This window comes from Cellvibrio sp. UBA7671 (assembly GCA_002483145.1).
Classification (GTDB): Bacteria; Pseudomonadota; Gammaproteobacteria; order Pseudomonadales; family Cellvibrionaceae; genus Cellvibrio; species Cellvibrio fibrivorans.
Genome location: DLHJ01000012.1, coordinates 358,112 through 381,359, shown reverse-complemented (window position 1 = coordinate 381,359; position 23,248 = coordinate 358,112). Strand labels below are relative to the sequence as shown.

The window sequence follows — 23,248 nt, the reverse complement described above, 5'->3', positions numbered from 1 at the left end:
GGTGTATGATGCTGCACCGCAAGCCAACAGGGTTACTGCTTTATAAAAGAGGGGATTAAGGTTTGTGCACTTAAGAAATCGTCTTTAATGCCTATATCAATAAAAAAATCACCCGATGCTTGCGCGTACAGGTTGTTACCAACCAGGTGTTGGATAACACTCACCTCAAATGAAAAAGGTGTTGCTATCGCAATGGTATCAAATAGATTGGCAGGGACATCGTAAATACCTGCATTAATGTAACCGGGATCTGCTGATAACTTTTCACCAAAACGTGTAACCAATCGGGTTTTTTCATCAAAGGCAATGGCGCCATAGCGACCGGCATTATCGACATGTTTTACTGCAATACCCACTGAACCGGGATGGTTAACTGTGAGCGCACGCAGCGCACCAAGATCAGTCGCACATAGGGTATCGCCATTTAACACAAACACTCGCGCTTGAATTGCTTTGGTCAATGCATATTGAATAGCCCCGCCGGTACCCAATGGCTCGGTCTCTTCTGCGTAAACAATGTCAGCACCGTGATATTCATCGCCAAAATAATCACGAATTGTTTCGGCCTTATAGCCGACCGATAAAATAAAACGATTAACACCTATTTGAATTAAATACTCCAACTGCCAAGCCAAAAAAGGTTTACCGGCAATCGGTGCCATGGGCTTTGGCAAATCGGGTACAGCTTCGCGTAAACGTGTACCAAACCCACCCGCAAGAATAATGGCTTCGTACACGTTATTCGTTTCTCGGGAACATAGCAGCTTCAACCAAGCCGCAGATGATGTGGCCAATAGCAATATGACCCTCTTGAATTTTCGGCGTTTCTTTTGATGGCATACGTAAAGTGATATCACACATTTCAGCCATCTTTCCGCCCATTACGCCCGTGAATCCGATGGTCGTTAACTGCAGTTTGCGCGCTTCTTCAAAGGCGGCAATCACATTTGCCGAATTACCTGACGTAGAGATGCCAATAAACACATCGCCTTCACGCCCTAGTGCTTGCACCTGTCGGGAAAACAGACGCTCATAACCATAATCGTTACCAATCGCAGTGAGGATTGACGTATCAGTTGTTAATGCGATAGCGGCGAGACCAGGACGATCGTAATGAAAGCGGCTAACAAATTCGCCCGCGATATGTTGTGCATCAGCAGCTGAGCCACCATTACCCGCAATTAATACCTTGCCGCCATTGCGCAATGTAGCAACAATAGCTTCGGCTGATTGAACAACCTGATTCAGTAGCGCTTTATCCGCTTGAATATCAGCTATCAGCGTTGCCAGTTTTGATAATTCTTTTTCAATAAAATGAATCATATTACTCTCCAAGAGTGTGCACCCTGTTCAACAAAAACCGCTGTCATCACTTGTCCATTAAAACCATTCAGGGCACGGATAACGTTTGGACGTTTGGCAGGATCAACTAAAAACATCATAAAACCACCACCACCGGCTCCCGATACTTTTCCGGCAACCGCGCCCGAGGCGATGGCGGCGTTATAAATAATATCGATATCAGTGTTGCTAATCGTCGAGGCCATTTTCTTTTTGGCCTCCCAGGAGGAGCGCAAAGATGCAGCGAGGTTTTCAAAATCCCCCTGCAAAATAGCCTCCTTCATTTTTTGCGCTTCAGCTTTTACTGCTTGCAATGCTGCCATGGCTTGATCATTGCGGCCGACTACATTATTAGTTTGCTCTTTAATAATATTGGCTGACTCGCGCGATACACCGGTATAAAAAAGTACCAGTGATGATTCAAGCTCAGCGCGATGATCGGTTTTAATCCGCAGTGGATTGACGATCACACGGTCGTGATAAAACTCCATAAAATTAAATCCGCCAAATGCGGCGGCATATTGATCTTGTTTGCCACCTGCCAGATTTAAATCAACACGTTCGATCTCATAAGCAAGTTTGGCAATATCGTATTCACCCAGTGGCAAGGCAAGGTATTCAACAAACGCCTGCACCATCGCTACCACCATGGTAGACGACGAGCCAAGACCAGAACCGGGTGGCGCTTCACTGTGAGTAACCAATGACACTGGTATAGCTTTGCCATCGAGAAATTCACGCACAATGCGATTATAAACCCCGGCATGCAGCTCCAGCTTTTTTCCCGCGTCAATTGCGGCTACGGCAGGCCCCTGCCAACGCGCTTCGATATCTGCAGCAACAAATTCCACGCCACTATCGTTGTAGCTGAGCGTCGCGTAAGCATATTTGTCGATAGTGGCATTGAGCACATACCCTCCAAATTCATCGGAATAAGGAGATACATCGGTACCACCACCTGCGAGACCCAGACGCAGCGGTGCACGCGCCCTGACTTTGCCATAAAGTTTATCCAAATTTAAACGCATTAGAGTTTGCCTTCGCCGGGAAATGAAATTTTAAGCGATTGTCGAAGCATACTGCTCATCGCGGCCTCAGAAAAATGTTTTTCTACAAACAGGGCGCCATTATTGGAGCTGCTACGCCACTGAATATCGTTATTCAAGATTTCACACACATGCGCGGCAAATTCTGTAGCGCCTGATGCAACCGGCGTAACCTCAGCCAATCCCTCCAATCCCTGTGCCCCAATATCAGTGGTCACTAGAGGGGTACCATAAGCCATAGCCTCAATCACCTTATTTTTTATACCGGCACCATAACGCAAGGGCACAACCGCGACACGCGCACTCAAGTAATGCGCCAGTAATTGTTCGTCGGTCACATAGCCAGTGACAATCACTCTATCCGATGCCAGGGCTTTGACTTCATCAGAAGGATTGGAGCCAATCAGATATACTTCGACATCTTCAATACGGCTTTTGATTTCGGGCAAAATTTCTTTCACAAACCACTTTGCCGCATCCGTATTGGGTGGATGACCGAAACCGGCGACAAAAATAATCCGATTGTTGTTGATAGGATCACGCTGCAGATAATTGGAAGCCTGCGGATAAATATAAGGCGATATAGTCTGCGCTGTAACAGTGGGATACTGGGCATGGATAAAACCGGTCTCCTCATCCGATGGGTACAACACCATATCCACCGCGTGCCAAATTTTACTTTCCATTTGCAAACAATCGTCAGCTTCTTTTAATAAACGATTATTACCCGTGACCTGAGCTTCATTTTGCATACGCGCAAAATGCAGATCATGACCGTAGTAAGCAACATGGATCTCGGGAAATTTTTTAAGCGTATCCAAATAATTAATTGCGATATGCGGCCGACTCAACAGTACCTGAGTCACCTGCCCTTCTGCTGAACGAATCCAGTCTTCGAACTTACCGACATAATCACTGCCATAAATAACCTCCACACCCAACTGCTGCAATTGCGGTGTGTATTCGGGATCAAACCACAAATTATCTGGCCAGAATTTCACATTGCAATTCATGTTTAGCAAGGTTTGGATAAATGCCACCATGGTGCGCGAGCCTGCATCACGATCCGGGCGCGGCACATAGTGATCGACAATAACAATGCAGGGCTTAGCCAGGGATTTATCGCGCGCAGCAAATACCCGCTGGGCATTCTCGGGATGTTGGCTCAATACACTTTGCCATTTTTCAAAAAATTTCTTCTGGTTTTCCAATTGATACGACTTGACGCCGCCACCATGCACATCGGTGCCATTGGATACTCCCTCGTAATGGACAATTACTGATGCCGGCTGGTAGTAAAGTTTTAATCCAGCGGCGCGCACCTTGAAGGCCAAATCCGAATCTTCACAATATGCGGGCACATAGCGCTCATCAAACAATCCCAACTCGATAAACAACTTTTTCTTGATCAGCAGGGAGGCGCCAGAAGAATAGTCCACCTCTTTCAAATAATTAAATTGTGGTTGGGATGGATCTTGAATACGGCCGTAATTCCACGCGGAACCATCGCGCCATAAAATACCACCAGCTTCTTGCAAGCGCCCATCGGGATACACCAGCTTTGATCCCACCATGCCGCAATCAGAATGACTCGCAAACACTTCCAACAATTTATCCAACCATCCCTCGGTCACTTCAGTATCGTTATTCAGCAAATAAATATATTCACCCTTGGCCAGCGACACTGAGCGATTGCACGAACGGATAAACCCGAGGTTGTGTGGATTGACCTCGTAACGCAGCCCCTGCACCTGCTGCAAACAATGAATCTCGTGATCGGGGGAATGATCCTCCATCACAATCACTTCAATTGTTGCTTTCGGTTTATGACGTGCAATAGATGCCAAACAGGTGAGCGTCACCGGTAAGTTGCCGTAGCTAGGAATAACCACTGACACCAAGGGCGCCGATGATACGGGCAAGACCAAGCTATTTAGTACCGATTGCATGTCATCGGGGGCAATAACACCCTGAATGGCAACCGCAGGTAAGTTCGGCTTGCCGCTGCGACGCCACATTTCATAATGTACTACGCCTTCAAACATCGAACCGGCAATGCGATAAATACAACCTGCCAAGGCATTTTTAATATGCGAATTCAACGGCAAGCGGTGGTATGTATTGCGCGCCAAGCGCTGCAAACGCGGCTTAAGCGATGTGATAACCGAGCCGGTCTCCCCACGCAACAGGCGTCCGACAACACGCAAGGGGCGAGTGATTTTCCACGAGCGCGAATTGATGACCCGTTTGTAATCCGATTGTAAGTCCTTCAGTTGATACTCCAGATTTTTATTAACAGAAATTTGCGAATCTAAATGTTGGATTTGTAAATCCAGTTTTTGTTGCGTGATAAGTAATTGCTCGTTTGTATCCTGCAAGCGTTGATGTAACTGACTGTTTTTATCGTTCAGCTGTGCAATATTTTCTTGCGCCGATATTATGTCTTCACGCAAACGAGATTCACTGCTGCGCATAAGCGCTAACTGCTGATCCAAAGATTTGGCCCATTGGGTTCGCTCCTCCACTTGCTGCTCAAGATCTTTTGCCCAGCGGGTTCGCTCCTCCACTTGCTGCTCAAGATCTTTTGCCCAGCGGGTTCGCTCTTCAGCCTGCAATTCGAGCGATTTAGCCCATCGGGTTCTTTCCTCAACCTGCTGTTCGAGGTTGATTGCCCAGCGCGTACGTTCATCCACCTGCTCTTCTAAGGATTTTGCCCAGAGTGTACGCACCTCCACCTGTTCCTCTAAAGATTTAGCCCATTCGGTTCTTTCATTAACTTGCTGCTCTAATGACCTTGCCCACTGCGTGCGCTCTTCAACCAGCTGCTTTAAACCGGAAACGTTTTCATTGGCATAAACATAATCTATCGCGGCTTTTTCAATTTGATCGAGCAATAAAAACTCTTCATCCAATTGCTGTTTTTGCGCGAAATACAATTCATTAAAACGGGCAATCGCTGGTTGATTATCTACCAACAGCAAACCATGGCTTATGTCATAAGCGGAAATCACAGCAGGTGGGCATTGCCAATCATGTTTTAAATCAAGAGCTGAAAAAGTGGTATGGCGTAAATTATCGTCCAGGAACTCTTCAACAAAGCGAGCAGCCAAATCTGGTTGAATGTTCAGGTTCAGTTGCTGTGCAAGGTACTCCAGTTGCGCTTCCGGCGACTCCATTAGCTGATCATAATCAAGTGCAACAAGCGACGTAGATAAGTGCTGGGTGAGTATCGCCAGATTATAACTCAGCCAGAGTAGATAGCCCTTGCGTATGGGAGTTTTATTACGTTTTAGAATTGAATTGGCAACACTCAATGGATGACGCAAGCAAAGCACATATTGGGTTTCACATTCCAGCAATGCAAATACCTTCACCCAAAACTTTAACAATTTAGAAACACGCGGATCCTTAAAGCCGAACAGCTCATGCCCAACCATTTTTGCACGCAATAAATCTACGGCCTTTTCTAAATAGCCTGCATTAACTAATTGCTCCACCTGAGCATCTGTCACCAGCGATAGACTGAACCAGTCCTGCCCAATTACATCAAGCATTTCGATATTCAAATCATTAATAGATTTGTCTTCAAAAAAACCTTTTGGGTTGTCTTTTCCTGCTGGCAATAAATTATCGCCTAGACTTACACCCATGCAGGCCAATGCATTCATCACAGCACTGGTGCCACTGCGATGCATGCCTAACAAAACAATTAATCTCTTGGCTTTAATCACAAGCAATCTCGGCAATAAAAAACGATGATATCAGGTTAACGTGTTACCCAAACGACATCCATCGGTATGGGGAATAATCCAGTAAATTGATCGCGCACATCTTCAATCATTTCAATCGACAACAAATCTTCGTAACGGCCTATTAACAATGTTTGCTCAAGGCTTGGCGCATTTACCAAACGCAGACGCACGCGATAAATACCTTTTTGAAAACTACAATGCATATTTATCGCAACTTGTCGCACGCCTTCAAATTGGGGAACAGCAATGCGCTTACCCGTGAGCTGCATGCCACGATTGTCGATAATATCGACAATCAAAAATGGCGCCGCCATAATGGCGGTCATCTGGATATCAACCAGCAGAGTCAACTGCATACCAAAACCCAACGTGGCGTGCTGCTCCTTACCCACAAAGTACGCGTCAACAATATCAAAGCCCTGCAGCACAAAACCTTTTCCTTTGCGCTTAAGTTCCAAGCCATTGCCCAGTTCTGCAACACGATCTTTTTGTACAATATATAAATAATCAGCGATAACATCATCTGGAATGCCAGACTTAATAACTCGCCCTTTATCTAATAACATGGCCTGATTGCAAAAAGAACGAACCGCACTGAGATCGTGTCCCACAAATAATAATGTGGTGCCACGCCTTAAAATTTCTTCAATTTTAGTGAGCGCCTTTGCTTGAAAACGAGCATCACCTACCGACAAGGCCTCATCGACAATTAATACATCAGGCTCTACATGGACTTGCACTGCAAACGCTAGACGCACCATCATACCGGAACTATAGGTTTTGACCGGACGATCAATAAAATCACCGATATCCGCAAATGCTACAATCGCATCGTAACGCGCATCAATTTCACGGCGCGTCAGCCCAAGGATGGAAGCATTGATATATACATTTTCACGCCCGGTAAACTCCGGATCAAAACCGCTACCTAATTCCAATAGGGCAGCAATTCGTCCTTTCACCTCTACACTGCCGGTAGTAGGCTGTAGAGTGCCCGCGATAATTTGTAGAAGGGTACTTTTGCCGCTGCCATTTAAACCGATAATACCGAGGCTCTCGCCTTCCTGCACACAAAAATCCACTTGCTCCAAAGCGCGAATAGATTGGCAAGCGCGCTGCAATAACGCATCACAATAGGCAGGAAAAAATAATCGCAATAGGCGAATTACCAAGGGCACAAACAAACGGCTAAACGGGGTGCGCCAGACAAGATAGGTTTTTGAAATGTTGCTCACCCTAATCATAATCGCAACCTACAGTACATCTGCAAAGCCGGGGCGGACCTTGCGAAAGAAAACATAACCCAAGGCAGCCACACCCATCGAGACAAAAGAATAGATCGCGAGCCCAACAAAATCAGGCAACTTGCCATAAATCAACACTGCACGAGCAGACTCAACCACAAATGACAAGGGATTAATAAAAATAAGCATCTGCATATTTTCTGGCAAAATATTAACTGAATAAAATATCGGACTTAAAAACAGCATGAGCGTAGCCAGTGTGCCTGTGATTTGCTGTATATCACGCAAGTAAACGCCCAGCGCCGCGAGTATCCAAGAGAGCCCCAACAACAGCAATAAATAAGGAAGCAATATAATGGGCAACAATAGTGCGGTCAGCGGAATTGACCGCAATTCAATCAAAATAAATAACAGCAACAAACCAAAACTAATAAGGAAGGTAAAAATTGCACCGAACAATGTAATCCAGGAGAGCAGTTCTAATGGGAAAACAATTTTCTTAACAAAATTTGGGTTCCCAGTAATAAGCACTGGCGATTTGGTTAGTATCTCCGCTAGCAAGCCATGAATACTTAAGCCGAGAAATAGCACTATCGCAAAACTGAGTGTGGTATCGCCTGCCGAATCATTCCAGCGCGATTTAAAAATGTACTGAAAAACAAACGTATAAATCGCCAACATAATCATTGGTGTACCCAATGACCAAAGTAAACCCAATACCGAACCGCGATAACGCGATTGAATATCGCGCCGTAGCAATTGCCAAATTAGCGTCTTATGTTTCCATGCCTGAGTAAACATAGATCAGCCCAATGTACCTTGAATTTTTTTTTGATTGTGCAGCATCCAGAGAATTGTTTTGACAATGCCGGTTTCAAAACTTTCCTGCGGGTGATAACCAAGCTGGGCATGGCACTTACTTGGATCAATCGCATAGCGTCGGTCATGTCCAGGGCGATCTTTAACAAAGGTAATTAGGCTTTTTGCGAGACCGCCTGAGGCACAAGGTGTATTGGGATAAGCCGTCAGTAACTGCGGCTCTGCCAGTAAAGCGGCATCGACTTGCTCACAAATTAAATTCACTATATCAATGTTGCGCCACTCATTTTCACCACCCACATTGTAGACCTCACCCACAACACCTTTAGTCAGAATCAAATCAATAGCACGGCAGTGATCTTCAACATATAACCAATCACGAATATTTTTGCCATCACCATAAATCGGCAAAGATTTACCCAATAAAATATTTTGGATAATAAGCGGAATCAATTTTTCACTGTCTTGATAAGGCCCATAATTATTGGAGCAATTACTGGTGGTAACCTTTAACCCATAGGTATGGTGATAGGCGCGCACCAGATGATCTGAAGCAGCCTTGGACGCTGAGTATGGCGAATTGGGAGCAAAGGGTGTCGATTCAGTAAATGCGGGCGCATCCGTCTCAAGTGAACCATAGACTTCATCGGTAGAGACGTGGTGAAAGTGGTGCTCAGTAATACCTGCGTCCAACCAATACTTTTTGGCTGCTTTGAGTAAGTTATGCGTACCCACAATATTGGTTTGGATAAACGCGTCAGGCCCATCAATAGACCGATCCACATGCGACTCGGCAGCGAAATGCACAACACAGTTGATCATATAATTGCTAAATAATTTTTCTACTAACGCTTTGTCACCAATGTCACCCTGAATAAACACAAGCCCGTTATTTTTTTCAAGTGATGCCAAATGCTCACGATGCCCAGCGTAAGTCAAAAGATCTAATACGACTAACTTGTCATCGGGATACCGTGTAGCCCAGTAATGGCAAAAATTACTGCCAATAAACCCGGCACCGCCGGTGATCAGAATATTTTTCATAGGTTTCAGTATTAAGTGCCGTTCGTATTAAAAAATGATTAGGTTAGTCCACTATACCTGTTATCTCTGTTGTTTTTTGTAGGCAGCCAACATAGAGGCTACAGCGCTCTGCCAGTGACAGGGAGATATGCCTAAAATGCTCCAAGTGATTTGTTTATCTAACACACTATAAAATGGGCGCTGCGCAGGTGTTGGATAATCGCTGGTAGCAATAGGTTTCACATGGGGAACCTTTTCCAGCAGTCCCACCGCTTTAGCTTCGGCAAAAATTGCCACTGCAAAGTCATACCAACTGGCAACACCTGCATCGGAACAATGAAATATTTTTTGCGTGGGGCGCTGCACCAATAATTGCCATATCATTTGTGCAAGATGGATCGCATAGGTAGGTGTGCCGACTTGATCAGCGACCACACCCAAAGTTTCCCGCTCTGCAGCTAACCGCAACATGGTTTTTACAAAATTGGCACCATGTTCACAATAGACCCAACCGGTGCGAACGATATAGCTCGTGGAGCAATTCTCCAAGGCAGCAAGCTCGCCAGCAAGCTTGGTCTGTGCGTAGACACCAAGTGGATTAGTTTTGTCGTCTGGCTGATATGGCGACGATTTTTTCCCATCAAAAACAAAATCGGTAGAGACTTGAATGAGTGGAATTTTTTTCTGCTCGCACCATTGCGCAATAGCACTTACCGCAGTGGCATTAATGCACTGCGCCAACTCTTGATTTGCTTCAGCTTTATCAACCGCCGTATAGGCTGCAGCGTTGATAATGGCGTCAGGCTGATAGGTATCCAATCTTGCCAGCAAAGATTCTGGTTGCGCCAAATCAAATTCTGTACGTGCAACAGGAATTAATTGCAGGAGCATTTTTTCTGCACCGATAACAGCGGGCGCTGTTTTTTGTAGTGCGTAACCCAACTGGCCGTTTGCACCGGTAATCAATACCTTCATGTGCTTATCGCTCAGGCTCATGCAAACACCTCAGCCTGAACAAGTGGCAACGCCGCCTGATCTTTTGCCGACAAAACTGGCGCACTGATTTCGCCGAGCGGCCATTCAATTCCCAGAGCCGGATCATTCCACAAAAGTGATCTATCGTGTTCGGGCGCATAATATTCTGTGCATTTATAATTAAATTCAGCGTGTTCGCTGAGCACTAAAAAACCATGCGCAAAACCAGGTGGTATCCAAAAAATATTTTTGTTTTGGGCTGATAAATAGACACCGACTGATTGACCAAAAGTCGGCGAGCTTTTGCGCAAATCAACAGCCACGTCGTAAACTTCACCCGCTGTCACACGTACGAGCTTCCCCTGCGGATTTTTTATCTGATAATGCAGGCCACGCAACACACCGCGCGCTGACGAGCTGTGATTATCTTGCACAAAGTGAGCGTTGATATCGCGCTCGCTAAACCAGCTTGCGCGAAACGTTTCCATAAAAAAGCCGCGCTCATCACCAAACACTTTCGGCTTAAATAAGAGCACATCGGGAATCGCTGTTACTATTACTTCCATTAAAACACCCGGTCTTCAAGAATATTCATCAAGTACTCACCGTAACCGCTTTTGAGCAAGGGCTTTGCGAGATTGATTAACTGGTCTTTGTCGATATATCCCATGCGAAACGCGATTTCTTCCGGGCATGCCACTTTTAAACCCTGACGCTTTTCGATAGTTTGGATAAATTGGCTGGCGGCGAGCAAATTATCGTGCGTACCCGTATCCAACCAAGCGGCGCCGCGCCCAAGCAGTTCAACCGTTAATTCACCTAACTCCAAATATTTTTTATTGACGTCGGTAATTTCCAATTCACCACGCGCAGATGGCTTAATGGATTTTGCGATGTCGATGACACGGTTATCGTAAAAATACAAACCAGTGACGGCATATTTGGATTTTGGTTTGTGCGGTTTTTCTTCAATCGACAACACAGTGCCATCATCGGCAAATTCCACTACGCCGTAAGCACGCGCATCATCGACGTGATAGCCAAAAACGGTGGCGCCCGCTGTGCGCGCATCGGCCTTTTGTAATAATGATGAAAAATCGTGGGAGTAATAAATGTTATCGCCCAATACCAGCGCGCAATTATCTGTACCGATAAATTCTTCGCCAATGATGAACGCCTGCGCGAGGCCATCGGGTGAAGGTTGTTCAGCGTAGGAAATCGTCAAGCCCCAATCAGCACCGTCTCCAAGCAATTCGCGGTAGGTAGGAAGATCGCGCGGCGTGGAAATAATTAATATATCGCGAATACCTGCCAACATCAGGGTGGTAAGTGGATAATAAATCATCGGCTTGTCGTAAATAGGCACGATTTGTTTACTGATCGCTTTGGTGAGGGGATACAAACGTGTTCCCGAGCCACCAGCGAGCACTATACCTTTGCGACGCGGCAGCTTTGTATTGAGGGTGTCTTGCGACATAGATTCAAACCTTTTGAAAAACTATTACCCTTAGTCAGGCAATACTAACAGGGGTGCCATACAGCTCCCCTCCACAAGGACTGGGATTATCGCAGCCATGGCCAGTTGGGGCTATAGCCCATGTCGCTTAATAGACTTTTTAAGCGGCGATTAGCAAAACGATACCAACATCCCAGCAACCAACGGCACATTGGATAGCGAGCTCTATCATAATCACCGCTAAATACCCGCTCGGATGCGGGCAGATCCACTACCGGAACGCCAAGAAAATCATAGACTCGCACCAGCGTCTGGTCGTGCTGGCCGATAAGCTCGCTATTGTCTATAACCAATATCTGGCTATCGGGGAAGTAGCGACGCAAGTGCTCCAACTGCTCAACATACTCACCCCTGGTACGATAGGAATGGCAGCGGCGTGCCCCCAAAGGTGCGCGCGACTTATCGCGAAGCAGGCGCGCGCCTTCCAACAAGAGAGCAAGCCATAGTGGCCGAGCCTCTTTATTGCGCACAAACTCCATTGCGTACTGAGAAAGCGCGCGCTCTACCGGATCGCGCAGCAACACAATAACTTTTAGTTGCGGGTTGTAGCGTTTTAATTCAGGAATGATTTCCTGCCAAGCGATATAGATCGGTGTCGCCTCACCGAGAATGGCACGCTGCTCCATACCCAAAAAATAGGGCTGATAGCGCTCGTTTATCTCCGCCACAGACCATGCAGGATCAAAGTCAGGCGCATCAAAGAGATGCACCTCTTTTGTTGTCGCCATGCCGATATCGGGATGCTGCGCCAAAAAATGGCTAAGGGCAGTGGTGCCGCCTTTTTGCACACCGATAATCATAAAAGCGAGGGACTTCACATCGAGCCCCTGATGTTATCCATCAATTCATCCAGTTGTGCTGGCGGGTAGAAATAGGGCAACGCATCTCCAAATCCACGCAGATTCTGATAAAACACTTCCATTTGTGCGAGATCGTAGCCAGTATTGCGGCTGCTGCGCTGCCCATGACTTATGGGAAAGCTGGAAGATAACTGCAACAGGTTACCCACAGAATGGGGATTGATAACAAAATCCTCGTAGCGCAAAATGCGCCCGGCTAAATGATCGGCATATTGGCGACAAAACCATTCGAGAATATGCAGTTGGCGCTGCAGCCGATCGCCTATTTGTGCAAGCTGCGACTTTAGCGCAGGATCAAACATTTCTCCCGCTGGAATGTGGCCTTGGTTAACCGGTAAATCCACTTGATTCCAGCTTGCCAATACTGCGAGTGGGTTGCGCACTATGCCGTACACTGGCAATGTGTTATTCAACTCTGGCAATAAGGCAGTGAATAGTGCGTTGTGTTTGATCACCAAAGTAAAGTGCTCATCCTGCAGCTGATGGCGCACATCAATTTGTCCCATACTCACATCAATTGGGCGCAAACCATCGCGTCCCGCCACCTGCGCCACCGGATTTTCAGGCACTTTCCCATCCTTCTGGCGGCTGACTACCACACCATCAACCCAGGCGCTAACCCGACTTTGCTGCGCGAAACGGGAAATTTGTGAAACCGCTGCATTACGCCCCAAGGTGGGATCAAAATCACTTGGTGTCAACGGCTCATGTAGCGCAAGTACATTCGGGTAGGTGTTCAGAATATGGCAGCAGAGAGTCGTGCCTGCACGCGGAAGACCGGTTAACAAAATAGTATTTGTGGGGTTCAAAACAGTTTCCATTTATCAGAGCGGAAACAAATTACATTTGCTCCCACAAGGTATCCAATTGCTGCATGAGCTTTAAAAACTCATCGCGCTCACGCGCTAACGAATGATAAGCCAGTGTGGATTCACAATGCTGTTTAAAAGTGTTGAGCTTTGCAGGCTGCTCAATAATTTCCATAGCCTCTTTCACTGCACTCATCAATGCAGCGCTATTGTACTCAGGAAATAAACAATTTTCGCGATTGCGACAAAAACTGCGATTGCCAACACAATCAGGCACTATTGTGAGCTCGCTATAGCGCATGGATTCTAACGCAGGCAAATAAAAACCTTCCGTAGCACTAGGCAATAGCAGTGAAATCCGGCTTGCTGCCAAAGTGTGCAGCAAATCCAAACGCGGAAGCCAGTGATCAATGCAGTAAACATCCTTGCCCTGTGCCCGAATCAAATCGGTTAATTCCTGCGCTACTGCAGGATTTTTGGGGCCGAAAATAAATAGCGGATATTGTTTTTGCTGTGTGGGAATATTGGGAATTGCCAAACCATTATCAATAACAACTACTGGGCCATTCACTCGACCAGTTGAGCGAATCGCGTCCGCAACCTCCCGCGAAACACAAATGCGCACAGCTGGTTCGGTTAAAAATTCACAGAGTGGGTGCGCAGGGTCAGCATGACGCACATGCTGGATCAAATTGATTACCGGCTGCCCTTCTGGCCGCAAGGGGAGGTAAACCAGCCAGTCCATGCCAGCAACAAACGCATAATCATAATGTGCGGGGACGTAGTTGACTGCTGTGGATTGATACTCTGGAAACCAGGGATTGCAACTATCCCACCGAGTCGCGGCAGAAAAAGCAATATCGACACAAAATTCCGGAACTGTACGCAAGTGCGAAAAATAATCCATGACTTTTTGTTGACCACCGGTGTATTCGGTGAGATCGCGGTAGAACAGAATGGATTTTTGAGCAGGAGATTTTTTGAACAGACCAAACATAATTCCCCCCTATTATTTAATTGCGCCATTCCGCAATCGCACTACTGATATTTGTAGCTATTGTAACCATTTGGCACGTAAGCAGATCCCTTACTGTAATTTCACTTCTCTGAGCATGAGTTTTACATCAAAAAAATGAATGCTCGCTGCATCCTCATTACTGCAGTAATTATTTTCAGCCAATTGATCCGCTGTTACCTGTGCCCATTCGGAGAACAGGCATTCAAAATAGAATAGAGAGAATACTGTGCGCTGTTTTATTGCTGAAGGCACGGAATAAATTAGAGGCACGTGCAGAGAATCGAGATTGGGATTATCAACATTATCATGAGTCAACGGATTGGGTAGATCAGCATGACGAAGACCATGGTCTGCAAAATACAAAAATTCTCCATGATTTTTTCGTGCAATATTTATCACCTGATCCAAAATAAAATCGCCGTACAAAATACTATTGTCGTAGTGGTCAACAAGTGAATTGGCACTTTTGAAAGAATCAAACTCTTGTGGATAACGCTGATTAAATTGCATATGTGATCCATAAAGATGAAGCACTATTAATTTTTTCTTCACGCCACTATCACGCGCAAGAACACGATTGAGCTCATCAATAAGTACCGAATCGAACCCCGCCTCAAAACCTTGCGACTTATAGAAAAATTCAACATCTGCTTGATGGGCAAGTGCTGCAACTGATCTATCCGTTGCACCATAACGCCCCTGATTAGATAACCAATAGGTTTTATAACCAGCATCTTTTGCAAGATTGATAATAGATTTGGAAAAATCGGGGGTTGTGGCACCCATAGTTAAAGTCGCGGGCAGTGCGGTCCAAGTTGTTGGGCCAGCAGCATAGGCTTGGGGAATATGATTAATAATATTATTTTTATAGTGTGCAAGCAGGCGCGGAGTGGTGTCTCTTGGGTAACCGTAAAGCGACATATTAGCCGCACGCTGGGACTCACCAATGGCCAATATGAGTAACCTGGGGGTTGTGGCAGCTGTTACATTTGTCCAAGTTGAATCAGTACTGACTTTACTGCTGGTTATTAAATAGAGGTCGACAAAACCTTTCACCATGTGCAAAGGCGAGAAGCGTTCGGAGATGTTTTCAATTACTATTTCAACTTTAGCAAAACCTACAGGAAGCCCACGCGCGCGCGCGGCACGCATTTGCTGCTCAAATTGATTGGAAGCAACTGTTGCATATGCAACCGGAACAGCAGGCAAAATAAGATAGAACACCCCGACAACTGTAATCGCACTTTTGTAATTGCGAAATAAGTGTGCAGGAAAATAGGATAATGCACACCAACACACCAACACGATTAACAGATATTTAAAATGAAAATTAATAAATTCATAGGTTTCACGCGGAGAAGTGTTAACACTGCTTATGATCATGCTAATAGAGACGGAGCTCTCGTAAGCAAGCCGAGTGAAGAGTTCAATGCAGAGAAAAAATGAAAAGAATAGACGCAGAATTTTTCTATCGCCGATATAAAGAAAAATGCCATAAATAAAACAAGCAGATAATAAAACTGATGCAATATGCAACAAATCAAACCCATGCTCTCGATCGCTAGCGAATACCCCCGCAAGCAAAAGCACTAGCAGCGGAAGCAAAAGGGATTTAAGCAGGAGGGGAGAGAACATTAACCAATGGCCATTGTACGAGGTTGAACTGGGAAACAGATTTCCCAGAGATACACTAACAACAAAATTTACCAAAAAAATAAGGGAGCCTAAGCCCCCTTATTCTTTTACATGGAAATAACTAGATAATTAGTTATGAACAGTAACATCAGCAGAACCAGTATCGTTATTCAGGATAGTGGTAGCTACGTCGATTTCGTTCTCTGGAGCTACTACAGTGATAGTAGCAGCAGTGCGGGTAGCACCGGTCAAAGAAACTACGTCAGTTGCTTTGATAATTTTGGTTTCCATTGGAGCCAAAGTGCCAGTTGCGGCAGTCAAACCAGTCGCTACGTTACCAGCTTCTTCAGTGAAGGTGATAGAGTAAGCTGCAGAAGAGCTACCACGGTTAACCATAACCAGACGTTGATTGTATGGAGCGTAGGTGCTGAGGAACGGAACTTCTACCACAGTACCATTACGGTCGATTGAACCGAAAGCACCAGTAGCGGTAGTTACTGGGTATACAGCATCAGCAACTGGTTCAAAATCAAGACCAGCAGTGTAGGTAGACTCTGGGATTGAGTAAGCATCTGCTTCATCACCAGTTACGTCAACGCAAAGTGCAGCGCCATTCACGTCAGCCAGTGCCTGATCAACAACTTCATCGTTAACATCCAATACTAAGAAGTCTTGGCTGTCGCACGCTGCGTCAGCATCAAAGTAGAAAGTAGCGCCGCCATCAAGACCGAAAGAGAAGTTACCAGCTGGGCTAACAGTTGAAGTGGCATCATCAAGAATGTCAGCCAAAGTTACTGGGTCACTGTTAACAGCCAAGAAGTCAGTGTCTGCAGACACTTCTACAGTTCCCAAATTAGCAGTCAAAGTACCGTTAGCTGCGGTGAATTCGAGAAAAGATGTTTCTACGTCAGCAGTAGCATCTTCTGGAGTGAATTCTACAACCAACGCATTGCCTACAGTAATAGCAGAAGCATAAGAAGCAGTTGCCAAACGGTCGGTTGCACCGCCAGCTGCTGCACCAGAACCGCTTTCGTACAGGCTATAGGTCACAGAAACAGGTGCATTTGCTTTGATACCAAGACTAGTTAAAGCCAAGGTGACTAATGCATCTTGTGCATAGTTAGCATCGGTGGTGATTGCGTATACAACGAAAGAACCTTCTTCCAAACCACCTTGTGCGATTTCGATGTCACTAACACCGCCACCCAGGTCCAGATCAGTGTCCAGCAAGTCAGCAGTAAATACAGCGTTGGTCAGTTCTACACGAACCCATACTTGGTCTGCAGCAGAAACACCGAAGCCCAGTTCAGCTTCAACATTCAGATCAGTACCAGCATCCGATACAGCGTAGTAACCAGTGGTGCCGATTTCATCAGTAGTCAACAAAGCTTCTTTTGCGTATGCCAATGCACCAGTGTCGTCAGTCACATTAATTTGTGCAAACGTTGGGGCAGAGATAAAAGCGGCAGCGATCGCAGCGCTCAAAAGTTTCTTGGAAACCATATGGTTTAACTCCTATTTCATGAATTTATAATCAACGTTGATTTTGATTGGTCTTGGTTCCTTGGGTCTGCAAGAGCAATCCCATGATTTAAAGACCGCCCAAGAATATACTGCATCAAACCTATAGATCAAGCCTAAGTTATTAAAAGCAAAGCGACTTGCCTCGATTTGAACTTAAATCACACCGGTTTTGGTGGAATTTCATTCAGGTAGCGCAGGCTCTACACCAGAACCCTCAGCAACACCGACCTTCTGAAAGGCTTGCTGGATACTTTTGGTAATAGCCTGACCCTCCGAAGGTGAATTTATTACATAAGGAATAATCATCACCATCAGTTCAGTGCGGGCAGCTGATTTATTGTCCGCCTTGAACAACCTACCCAGTATAGGCAACTTTCCGAGTAGTGGTACACCATTATCGCCGTTCGATTTTGAACTGGAGATTAACCCGCCGAGCAATATAGATCCACCATCCTGAAGGGTGACTACTGTTTGGATTTGGCGGTTAAAAATACTAGGCGAGTCTATGCCGCTACTCTGGTTGCTTTGCGCTTCACTTAACTGCTGGTCAATTTGAATATCCACATGGCCAGAGGCATGGACTACAGGCAGCACAGTCAGGCGTACACCAGTTTTACGGTATGCGACATCCTGCAACACAGGTGCATTCACAGTATCGGTTGATTGGGCACTGGAGGTAATAGTAGGCACTTCCGTGCCAACATCTATAGTAGCCTCCTGCCCGCTTTTAACCATTAAACGCGGGCGCGAACGTATTTCGGCGCGCTTATTTTCATAAAACAAGTTGAGTACCGCGCGAGTTTCACCAGCGCTATCAAGCACGGCGCTTAATCCTGAGGCTCCCAAACCAAGACCATCGAGAGTGCCGATTTTGGTACCGTAGCTTTTTCCATTAATCGTTTGTGAGCCATGTGCCAAAAACTCAAAGCCGGTCTGCTCAGAATCATTCAAGGTCACTTCGGCTAACAAAACTTCGATTAATACTGATGGTGCAGCCTTATCCAGCGACTGAATAACAGGCAACATTTCTAACCAGGACTGACCGCTTCCTTTAAAAATAATGGTATTGCGGTTGGTATCGACAACAAAATTGCCTGCGCTGGTGACTTCATTTGCAGGCTGGGTTTTATTGCTTGTGGTATCGCTGACTGCCTGCGATTGATCCCCTAACCCCTGATTTTTGCGAGCACTTCGACTCTGCCCGCCATTTTCTACGGCATTCATCAACTCGACTATGTGGGCTGCATCAGTATTGCGTACTTCGTAGGTAAATATCCCTTGATCAATACTCAACTGTTGGCGACGGTCTAGCTGCTCAACCCACTCTTTAACGTGATCAAGAATTGACTGGGATGCGGCGAACACCACCAATTGGTTGGCACCCTCCAGCGGAATCAGGATGATTGAGCCCGCTGACGCGTTAAGACTGGCATCGTATCCCTCAGCATTAAGCACTTCTTTCAGGTTTTTGCTAAGCGCCCCCACTTTGACGTAAGCCGGTTCGATGCTGGCAGAAAATTTGCCCCGCATAAATGGTTGGTCAAGCACCTCAATAATCGCAAGTGCTTGCTGCACCAAATCAGGCTTGCCCTTGATCAGCACCGCGTTGCGAGAAGAATCTTCTTTTACTTGTATATCTTTACCCGTCAGCGCATCAGTTACCCAGCGAGCCACCTTATTATTAGAAACCACCTTGAGCGGAACAAACATATAAACAGGGCGATGAGATTGGGGAACCTCAGGCAAGGTGCGGCCACTTACTAGAAGCGGCGTTTCGCCAGCAGCACTATTTTTGTTAATTACAAAACTCAATACGCCGTCCTTTTGGGATACAACAACCCCGTAATCTGCCAAGGCACTGATGGCAATTTGAAAAAGCTCGTTAGGAGAAACTGCTTCAGCAAGGCGCAAAGTGACCAAGTCTTGCTGCTTTTCTATCTGCGGGTCGAGCGTAAACGATAATCCTAACTGTTCACCAAAGACCTCATTGATAAAACCAGGCAAAGGAATATTGTGATAATTACCGCTGATCGGCTCGCCTTCCAAATTAAGGGACAATCGCTGGCTCTGTGCATCAGCAATTTGGCGCCCGATAATCACGCCGGGTCCCTGAATAATGCGGGTCTTCTGATTTTGCTGTTGGGTTTGAGAGATAGGCTGCTGCTCTCCGTCAAAGCGTTTGGCTTCGCGCAGCGGCTCGAAACGGGACAACTCCTGCCCGCGCTCTGCGTCGGTGGATTTGTGCCAGAAGTTACTGCAGCCCGAAACTGCCATTATTGCTACCACCAAGGCAGCATACTTTGAATAAGTTCGTGCAAAAACGTTAAGTCTGCTGCTCTGCGTGAGAGTGCTGATCATTATGGTGATTTCCCGACGTACGAAGGTGTCAATCTTGAATGGGCAGGTAGTGTGATTAAGTCACCTGCCGCGCGCAAGGGTTTGGGTAGTTTTAGCGCGACCGTTTGGATTTAACCTTCGGTGCCGCTGTAGGTTCATACATTTTCAAAATTCGGTTTTCTTTACCCTGCTGGAGCTCGACTTGATTTACCCCAATCGTTTTCAGAATCCAGTCACCCACTAAAGCCTCACCCTCGGAGAGCTGAATCAGATAGGGCTTATCTTTGCTCCCACCCGACTTAATCAAGGGCAAAAAGAGAGCGTAGGGTTTACCGCCTTTGGTCGCCAGCCCAGCCAAGCGGAAACTTTCAGGTGTCCCTTGCACTAACTGATTGTCTGTATTGTTACCGCCTGCTTTTTTACCCAGGCCTTGATACCAACGAGGCTGGGTGGCAATTAGACCGTACAGAGCCGCCGTATCGGGCGGAGCAACTATTGCGGTTGTTGACCATGCATCATCTGACACGGGCGCATCATCGCTAAAACCAAGCAAAACCCAAAGCAAACCTAACAGAAAACTAACACCAGCCAACAGTACAATCGTCAGGTAAAGCTTTTGCTGATGCAAGGGCAGGGTGCTGAAATTAAGGCGCAACATTGTTCGCCTCCGCTGACACGTCGACTTCAGCCGAGTCGTTTACCTCAAGCTTAATCGCAGAAAAATAGGCGACTACCAACAGATTCAACTGTCCGGAGCGCTCTGCGCCATAGCCAAAACGCTCGACAACTAACATGCGAGGATTATCTGCCATGGATCGAATAAAGGAATTGATTTGCGCAGGTAGAATCATCACTGAAACCTCTGCACTGACTTTAAACAAGGTCTCACCACCCACTTCAACCATTTCAGTTGGCGCGAGACGCAAGCGAAGGGCATCACCACTGTGGCTATTAGCTAAATTGCGCAGATAATTTTGCAAATCAGCCTCTGCCAGTGCTGGAGTAGCTGCTTGCCACAAACGCTGGCGAAGCTGTGTTGTTACTGCTTTCTCAGCGGTCCAACGCTGCGGCCAATCGGTTTGGGATTTGAGCTGATCAAGCTTTGCAGCCGTGCGCTGCAACTGATTAATTGACTGTACTTGCCCGGCACGCCATTCACCCAAACTCAGCGCAAAATAGATTAAAAAGATATAGAGCACGCCCCAAAGCATCCACCTTAAACGCGGATTACCATTGGTTTGTTGTTGCAATTGAAACCAATAGGGAAGCAGTGTTTTTTGCAGATTTTCAAGCATCGGAACCCACCTCAGAAGTTGCAACAGGTAGGCTAAATAACACCCGCGTCTGTTCGGGGGTGATGCCAGGCTCAACACGCACATTGGCAAAAGATGGGTTCGCAGAACAGGATTCAATTAGTGCCCGGGTATCAAGCCCTTCTTTCTGGAGGATTATGGTCAGCTGACCTCGCTGGTATTGCCAGTCCAGAATCACAAACTCCAACCCGGCCAAGCACTGGTGTACCTGCGCCGCTAAAAAGAGCGGTGTAGGTGTCTTGGTTAAATCGCTAATCGCCTGATTAAATTCTTTTTGGCGCAAGGCTCCGTCGCGCTGGTTCACCACATCCATCATGGCTGAACTCTGAGCGGCAACTGCAGAGGACAAATAGGATCCCTTAATCCAAGTGCCAAGATTCATTCCCAGCTCTAGCGTCACCCAAGCAAGTAATAATCCAGCCAGTAACCGCGTCGCAACTGGTTCACTTATCAGAGTTTCCTTGCTCCAAAAAGGTTTTTCATTCCAAGGGCGAGGTAATAGCTGAATGCCAACCTCTACCCAATGCTGTTGGTCAGAACCAAAGCCACAGGTGCGGGCAAAATCAGTTTGTGCACGGCTATTGGGTCGATCCGGCAGCCAGCGAGTATGCCGTAATCGGGAGACAGCCCAATACTGCAGCTCCCAACCATTGAGGCACTGCTGCAAACGAAATCCCTGAACAAACGGTTCACAGAGCAGAGACTCGGGAACAACTGATACCGGCATATCTGGAAACTGTTGGCGGCGCCAGTTAATTATTTCTGCATCCCAAAACCAGATTTGAGCACTATCCTGTTCCTGCACAATCCAACTTGCCGGATTAGTGAATGGACTCGCCTGCCGCATCCGCTGCTGAATTAGCAGGCTGCGCTGGGCATGAGGAACTGCTGCAAGATCGATATATATATAGAACAGGTAGTGGCGAGGGATGACAAGGCAAGCGGAATCCAATTGGATGGACGCTAAGCTATCGTCAGAAAGATCGCTGAATGGGTGACACCCATCAGCGGTTAGTATCCATGGCGTCACCAAAGAGGCGGGGTTGCGCAAGCGCCACAGCTTCATTATTTTGTTCACTACGCTCAACACTGTACCCATAATTAATTAGCCACGGCCCATCGAGCCCGTTGGGAGTCAATTGTAGGCTAATCACTTCAGCTTGTCCCCCCCTACCCCAAAGCTTAAGGCGGTATTCATTGCCGGGAAAAAAGCGAAATTTAACTTCTTCAAGACTCACCGAATAATTAGCTCGCAAAGAAAAATCTTCGACTGACAAAAATGGGTTTGCTTTGCGCTCCAAGACTAACTGATTGGTTAGTTCGTCACTGAATGCAAAATAGTTTTGCAACAAATCAGCCGGCATCGTATTGAGATTAATAGCAGGATTGCGACTAAGACTAAGCCATTTTTCGGTTTTAAACTCTGGATGCTGGGAGAGCCACTCTGTCCAACCAAATACCCGTATTAACTCCGGTTCAGAGCGCAGCAAATCATTGGTAGGAGGTGATAAGCCTTTCTGCAAATAGTCATTTGCTTCTGCACCCGAAAGATTTAACAGTTCGTTTTGGTCAATATAATCATTAATCGCGCTCAATAAGCGCGTGCGCTCCGCTACGTCTGACTCATACCGTTCAAGAAGGGTGGCGAAATGTCCTGCACTCTGAACATTGACCGAGATAAGCCCGGAAAAATCCTGTACTGAAAAATGCACTTCATTAATGCCTCTATATGATGTCCCATCCAATAGCATCTCATCGCCGATAGGCTCACTACTGATCTGACCGTCCTGATCACGAAACTCATGGTCGGCTTGTTGCGCAAATGTTAATCCCGCGCGCGTCATCCGCGAGCTGGACAAAAGATAAAGCAGCGTACTTTGTGTTGAGTGCGCATCAAGCCGATATTCCAAATTTGCTTTGGCCTGAATACCGACCGCCAGCTTTTTCTGTACATAGGTGTGAAAAATGCCCACGGCGACGAACATGATGGCGAGCACCCAGAGCGTAGCTGCGAGCACAAAACCTTGCTGCCTAAA

The 23,248-nt window shown here is 46.4% G+C and carries 20 protein-coding genes; all 20 read right to left on the bottom strand.

Annotated features, from left to right (window positions below; genetic code table 11):
• Positions 1-32: 32 nt before the first annotated feature.
• Entirely contained in the window at positions 33-737 is a 705-nt protein-coding gene (locus B4E62_RS10005; RefSeq protein WP_331351956.1) for a nucleotidyltransferase family protein, read from the bottom strand.
• Position 738: 1 nt separating this feature from the next.
• The gene (gene gmhA / locus B4E62_RS10000; RefSeq protein ID WP_331351955.1) at positions 739-1,323 is read right to left on the bottom strand and encodes a D-sedoheptulose 7-phosphate isomerase; all 585 of its coding nucleotides are present in this window, start codon (positions 1,321-1,323) and stop codon (positions 739-741) included.
• The gene (locus B4E62_RS09995; protein ID WP_331351954.1) at positions 1,320-2,369 is read right to left on the bottom strand and encodes a hypothetical protein; all 1,050 of its coding nucleotides are present in this window, start codon (positions 2,367-2,369) and stop codon (positions 1,320-1,322) included. The genes gmhA and B4E62_RS09995 overlap by 4 nt, the downstream gene beginning before the upstream one ends.
• Positions 2,369-6,118, bottom strand: coding sequence for a glycosyltransferase (locus tag B4E62_RS09990; protein WP_331351953.1), 3,750 nt, complete (start codon positions 6,116-6,118; stop codon positions 2,369-2,371). The genes B4E62_RS09995 and B4E62_RS09990 overlap by 1 nt, the downstream gene beginning before the upstream one ends.
• A 35-nt stretch (positions 6,119-6,153) precedes the next feature.
• Complete coding sequence (locus B4E62_RS09985; RefSeq protein WP_331351952.1) at positions 6,154-7,383, bottom strand: ABC transporter ATP-binding protein; 1,230 nt, start codon at positions 7,381-7,383, stop codon at positions 6,154-6,156.
• A 9-nt stretch (positions 7,384-7,392) separates the two neighbouring features.
• Positions 7,393-8,184 carry an ABC transporter permease gene (locus B4E62_RS09980; protein ID WP_331351951.1) on the bottom strand — a complete coding sequence of 264 codons (792 nt, stop codon included), beginning with the start codon at positions 8,182-8,184 and terminating at the stop codon, positions 7,393-7,395.
• Positions 8,185-8,187: 3 nt separating this feature from the next.
• Positions 8,188-9,246 carry a dTDP-glucose 4,6-dehydratase gene (gene rfbB / locus B4E62_RS09975; protein ID WP_331351950.1) on the bottom strand — a complete coding sequence of 353 codons (1,059 nt, stop codon included), beginning with the start codon at positions 9,244-9,246 and terminating at the stop codon, positions 8,188-8,190.
• Between the two features lie 60 nt (positions 9,247-9,306).
• Positions 9,307-10,221 (bottom strand): dTDP-4-dehydrorhamnose reductase, encoded by a 915-nt coding sequence (rfbD, locus tag B4E62_RS09970; RefSeq protein ID WP_331351949.1) that lies wholly within the window; start codon positions 10,219-10,221, stop codon positions 9,307-9,309.
• The gene (gene rfbC / locus B4E62_RS09965; protein WP_310068647.1) at positions 10,218-10,766 is read right to left on the bottom strand and encodes a dTDP-4-dehydrorhamnose 3,5-epimerase; all 549 of its coding nucleotides are present in this window, start codon (positions 10,764-10,766) and stop codon (positions 10,218-10,220) included. The genes rfbD and rfbC overlap by 4 nt, the downstream gene beginning before the upstream one ends.
• Positions 10,766-11,677, bottom strand: coding sequence for a glucose-1-phosphate thymidylyltransferase RfbA (gene rfbA / locus B4E62_RS09960; RefSeq protein ID WP_349681253.1), 912 nt, complete (start codon positions 11,675-11,677; stop codon positions 10,766-10,768). Before rfbA ends, rfbC begins: the two co-directional genes overlap by 1 nt.
• A gap of 86 nt (positions 11,678-11,763) precedes the next feature.
• The gene (locus tag B4E62_RS09955) at positions 11,764-12,534 is read right to left on the bottom strand and encodes a sulfotransferase (protein WP_331351948.1); all 771 of its coding nucleotides are present in this window, start codon (positions 12,532-12,534) and stop codon (positions 11,764-11,766) included.
• Entirely contained in the window at positions 12,531-13,385 is an 855-nt protein-coding gene (locus tag B4E62_RS09950) for a hypothetical protein (RefSeq protein ID WP_331351947.1), read from the bottom strand. The genes B4E62_RS09955 and B4E62_RS09950 overlap by 4 nt, the downstream gene beginning before the upstream one ends.
• A gap of 31 nt (positions 13,386-13,416) precedes the next feature.
• Complete coding sequence (locus tag B4E62_RS09945) at positions 13,417-14,382, bottom strand: glycosyltransferase (protein WP_331351946.1); 966 nt, start codon at positions 14,380-14,382, stop codon at positions 13,417-13,419.
• 90 nt (positions 14,383-14,472) lie between these two features.
• Complete coding sequence (locus B4E62_RS09940; RefSeq protein ID WP_331351945.1) at positions 14,473-16,038, bottom strand: phosphoethanolamine transferase; 1,566 nt, start codon at positions 16,036-16,038, stop codon at positions 14,473-14,475.
• A 129-nt stretch (positions 16,039-16,167) separates the two neighbouring features.
• Positions 16,168-17,523, bottom strand: coding sequence for a hypothetical protein (locus tag B4E62_RS09935; protein ID WP_331351944.1), 1,356 nt, complete (start codon positions 17,521-17,523; stop codon positions 16,168-16,170).
• A gap of 219 nt (positions 17,524-17,742) precedes the next feature.
• On the bottom strand, positions 17,743-19,836 hold the full coding sequence (locus tag B4E62_RS09930; protein WP_331351943.1) for a secretin N-terminal domain-containing protein: 2,094 nt from the start codon (positions 19,834-19,836) through the stop codon (positions 17,743-17,745).
• A gap of 175 nt (positions 19,837-20,011) precedes the next feature.
• A complete protein-coding gene (locus B4E62_RS09925) occupies positions 20,012-20,557 on the bottom strand; it encodes a hypothetical protein (protein ID WP_331351942.1) in 546 nt (181 codons plus the stop codon).
• Positions 20,544-21,194, bottom strand: coding sequence for a hypothetical protein (locus tag B4E62_RS09920; protein WP_331351941.1), 651 nt, complete (start codon positions 21,192-21,194; stop codon positions 20,544-20,546). Before B4E62_RS09920 ends, B4E62_RS09925 begins: the two co-directional genes overlap by 14 nt.
• Positions 21,187-22,278, bottom strand: a complete 1,092-nt coding sequence (locus B4E62_RS09915; protein WP_331351940.1) for a hypothetical protein — start codon at positions 22,276-22,278, stop codon at positions 21,187-21,189. The genes B4E62_RS09920 and B4E62_RS09915 overlap by 8 nt, the downstream gene beginning before the upstream one ends.
• On the bottom strand, positions 22,217-23,230 hold the full coding sequence (locus B4E62_RS09910; RefSeq protein ID WP_331351939.1) for a type II secretion system protein GspK: 1,014 nt from the start codon (positions 23,228-23,230) through the stop codon (positions 22,217-22,219). The genes B4E62_RS09915 and B4E62_RS09910 overlap by 62 nt, the downstream gene beginning before the upstream one ends.
• Between the last annotated feature and the right edge of the window lie 18 nt (positions 23,231-23,248).

Excerpts from the sequence above, each read along its gene's own strand:
- gmhA (WP_331351955.1), bottom strand. The coding sequence starts at position 1,323 with ATGATTCATTTTATTGAAAAAGAATTATCAAAACTGGCAACGCTGATA.
- B4E62_RS09995 (WP_331351954.1), bottom strand. The coding sequence starts at position 2,369 with ATGCGTTTAAATTTGGATAAACTTTATGGCAAAGTCAGGGCGCGTGCA.
- B4E62_RS09985 (WP_331351952.1), bottom strand. The coding sequence starts at position 7,383 with ATGATTAGGGTGAGCAACATTTCAAAAACCTATCTTGTCTGGCGCACC.
- B4E62_RS09980 (WP_331351951.1), bottom strand. The coding sequence starts at position 8,184 with ATGTTTACTCAGGCATGGAAACATAAGACGCTAATTTGGCAATTGCTA.
- rfbB (WP_331351950.1), bottom strand. The coding sequence starts at position 9,246 with ATGAAAAATATTCTGATCACCGGCGGTGCCGGGTTTATTGGCAGTAAT.
- rfbD (WP_331351949.1), bottom strand. The coding sequence starts at position 10,221 with ATGAGCCTGAGCGATAAGCACATGAAGGTATTGATTACCGGTGCAAAC.
- rfbC (WP_310068647.1), bottom strand. The coding sequence starts at position 10,766 with ATGGAAGTAATAGTAACAGCGATTCCCGATGTGCTCTTATTTAAGCCG.
- rfbA (WP_349681253.1), bottom strand. The coding sequence starts at position 11,677 with ATGTCGCAAGACACCCTCAATACAAAGCTGCCGCGTCGCAAAGGTATA.
- B4E62_RS09945 (WP_331351946.1), bottom strand. The coding sequence starts at position 14,382 with ATGTTTGGTCTGTTCAAAAAATCTCCTGCTCAAAAATCCATTCTGTTC.
- B4E62_RS09940 (WP_331351945.1), bottom strand. The coding sequence starts at position 16,038 with ATGTTCTCTCCCCTCCTGCTTAAATCCCTTTTGCTTCCGCTGCTAGTG.
- B4E62_RS09930 (WP_331351943.1), bottom strand. The coding sequence starts at position 19,836 with ATGGCAGTTTCGGGCTGCAGTAACTTCTGGCACAAATCCACCGACGCA.
- B4E62_RS09925 (WP_331351942.1), bottom strand. The coding sequence starts at position 20,557 with ATGTTGCGCCTTAATTTCAGCACCCTGCCCTTGCATCAGCAAAAGCTT.
- B4E62_RS09920 (WP_331351941.1), bottom strand. The coding sequence starts at position 21,194 with ATGCTTGAAAATCTGCAAAAAACACTGCTTCCCTATTGGTTTCAATTG.
- B4E62_RS09915 (WP_331351940.1), bottom strand. The coding sequence starts at position 22,278 with ATGAAGCTGTGGCGCTTGCGCAACCCCGCCTCTTTGGTGACGCCATGG.